This window comes from Microvirga sp. P4_G7, from assembly GCF_056401005.1.
Genome location: NZ_JBFUKD010000661.1, coordinates 1 through 2,010 on the forward strand (window position 1 = coordinate 1; position 2,010 = coordinate 2,010).

3 protein-coding genes are annotated in these 2,010 nt (G+C 64.6%); 2 read left to right on the forward strand and 1 reads right to left on the reverse strand.

Annotated elements, in window-relative coordinates; genetic code table 11:
- A partial coding sequence (locus tag AC1DT3_RS19245) for a histone H1-like repetitive region-containing protein (protein ID WP_477466820.1) occupies positions 1-701 on the forward strand: 701 nt, incomplete at its 5' end.
- A gap of 103 nt (positions 702-804) precedes the next feature.
- On the opposite strand, the gene AC1DT3_RS19250 is transcribed toward AC1DT3_RS19245, so the two are convergent.
- Positions 805-1,215 (reverse strand): PRC-barrel domain-containing protein, encoded by a 411-nt coding sequence (locus tag AC1DT3_RS19250; RefSeq protein ID WP_477466821.1) that lies wholly within the window; start codon positions 1,213-1,215, stop codon positions 805-807.
- A gap of 121 nt (positions 1,216-1,336) precedes the next feature.
- Here AC1DT3_RS19250 and AC1DT3_RS19255 point away from each other — a divergent pair.
- On the forward strand, positions 1,337-2,010 hold a 674-nt coding region (locus AC1DT3_RS19255), incomplete at its 3' end, for a penicillin-insensitive murein endopeptidase (RefSeq protein ID WP_477466822.1).

A 2,010-nucleotide genomic window follows, 5' to 3' on the forward strand; every position in this document is an offset into this window, starting at 1 on the left:
GCCGTGGCTCGAAGGGCGGAAAGAAGGGGGCGAAATCCTCCGCACGCAAACCGGCAGCGAAGAAAGCGACGGCACGCAAGTCCGCCGCCAAGAGCGCCAAGCCGGCTGCGAAGAAGACCGCCGCCAAGAAGACCGCCGCTAAGAAGACCACCGCCAAGAAGACCACGGCGAAGAAGTCCGCAGCCAAGAAGACCGCGGCTAAGAAGACCACCGCCAGAAAGACTGCCGCCAAGAAGACCACAGCGCGCAAGTCCGCTGCGAAGACGACGGCTCGTTCCGCGGCCAAGAAGACCACGGCTCGCAAGTCCGCAGCGAAGAAGACGACAGCTCGCTCCGCCGCGAAGAAGACCACGGCTCGCAAGACTGCCGCCAAGAAGACCACGGCGCGCAAGTCTGCAGCGAAGAAGACGACCGCCCGCAAGTCGGCTGCAAAGACGACCCGCGGCGCTGCCAAGCGTTCGACGGCCAAGGCCCGCACGACGCGGACGGCGGCTCGTTCGACCAAGAAGACTGCCGCTCGTTCGTCGAGCCGCGGCAGCGTAAAGAGCACCACGAAGGCCCGTGCCACCGCCCGTAAGACCGCGGCGAAGAAGGGCACGAAGCGCGCCGCTGCTGCTTCCAGCCGTACCTCGGCGACGAAGAAGTCCGGCAAGGTCGGCGCCAAGCGCCCGAGCGCTCGTCGTCGTCCGACGAAGCGCTAAGCGATCGCGAGGTCGCCTCGACGATCGTTTCAGCGAGGCGTCCACGTACAAAACCGCCCGGTGCGAGCCGGGCGGTTTTTTTGTCGGCGCACCCTATCCTGATCTATCGACCGGTGGGCGTACCATCCTCGTCGCCCCAATAGGGCGACGCATTGTAATAGCGATGAACGTGCTCCTCCCATTCCCGATCGTAGGAGGCGTCGTGCCCTTCCGCATTCCGACGCGGTGCGCCGCGGAGCTGATCCTCGGTCAGATTCAGCTCATACGCATCGAGCTGGGTGTTGTATTTGAGCACACCCCAGGGAAGCGTGTAGTATTCCTCACCGAGCCCCATGAAGCCGCCGAAGCTCATGACGGAATAGGCAACCTTGCCGGAGCGCTTGTCGATCATGACACGCTCGATCGTACCGATTTTCTCGCCGTCCGAACGGCGCACCGGCGTGCCCTCGACCTTGTCGCTGGCGATCAGACTTTGCGTCTCCCGCAGACTAGCGTTCTGTGACGTCGTCTCCATCGTCGTGCTCCTTTCACTCTGGCGGGCCAACGCACAAGGGAAAACGCCGGTTCCGAACGGTCGGATGTCGGTCGCCGCACGCCGCTATTTCAGTGCTCCAGATGACGCGCTAGGCTGGGGCATGATCCCGATTCGCTGGATGGTTCTGAGCTTTTCTCTCGTCTTCTGCGGCCACGCCTGGTCGCAAGACAAAGGGACTTTGACGCCAAGGACTTTGCCGCCGATCGCCAATCCGCAGGATCCTCGGATTCCTGCCAAGGAGCTTTTCGGTCGAGCGACGAAACCCGCCGCCTTCGATCCCCGCTCCGTCGGAGGGTACGCGCGGGGATGCGTAGCCGGCGCCGAAGCGCTCCCGATCGACGGCGAGACGTGGCAGGTGATGCGACTGTCCCGCAATCGCAATTGGGGACATCCACGGCTTGTTGCGCTTCTCGCTCGCGTGTCCGCTGAACTTCCACGCGTCAACGGCTGGCCCGGTCTCCTGGTCGGTGACATGTCGCAACCTCGCGGCGGGCCGATGTTGACCGGGCATGCTTCGCACCAGCTCGGTCTCGATGCGGATGTATGGCTGACGCCGATGCCGAACCGCCGGCTTTCACGGGTCGCGCGTGAGGAGCTTTCGGCGACAGACATGGTGCGACCCGATCTGCTCGACATCGACCCGACGACCTGGACGCCGCAACACCTGCCGCTGATCCGCGCGGCCGCCAAGGAGCGCGAGGTGGCGCGGGTTTTCGTCAACCCGGCCATCAAGCGCGCGCTGTGCCGCGAAGCCGGCGCCGAGCGGGGTTGGCT

What these genes read in the sequence shown, in the direction of transcription:
- AC1DT3_RS19250 (WP_477466821.1), bottom strand. Translation starts at nt 1,215, where the DNA reads ATGGAGACGACGTCACAGAACGCTAGTCTGCGGGAGACGCAAAGTCTG.